The sequence below is a fragment of the Cellulomonas sp. GbtcB1 genome (assembly GCF_019091725.1).
GTDB lineage: Bacteria > Actinomycetota > Actinomycetes > Actinomycetales > Cellulomonadaceae > Cellulomonas.
This window is the reverse complement of record NZ_JAGXJG010000554.1, coordinates 1-237: the sequence shown is the minus strand read 5'-3', so window position 1 is coordinate 237 and position 237 is coordinate 1. Positions and strand designations below refer to the sequence as shown.

The following is a 237-nucleotide window of genomic DNA, read 5'->3' as shown; positions in this document are numbered from 1 at the left end:
GCACCGTGCAGCGCAGCATCGTGGAGGAGCTCGGCGAGCGGCTCGCCGCGCCCGTGGAGTTCGGGAGCGAGGCCCTCGTCGCGTGCGACGCCGTGGTCCGCTTCTTCCGGTCCGGCGGCGTCGAGGTGCAGGCCCTCCAGGGGCTCTACCTGCTGGTGCACGCGCCGCAGATGGTCCCGGTCGTCCGGGCGTCCGGCTCCGCCAAGTCCACCCTGCTGCGGTCCCTGGCCGCCGCCG

Annotated in this window: 1 pseudogene; it reads left to right on the top strand. The window is 75.5% G+C overall.

From position 1 onward, the window contains the following. Positions 1–20 precede the first annotated feature (20 nt). A pseudogene (locus tag KVT14_RS21360) lies at positions 21–237 on the top strand (ABC transporter ATP-binding protein); the annotation flags it as partial.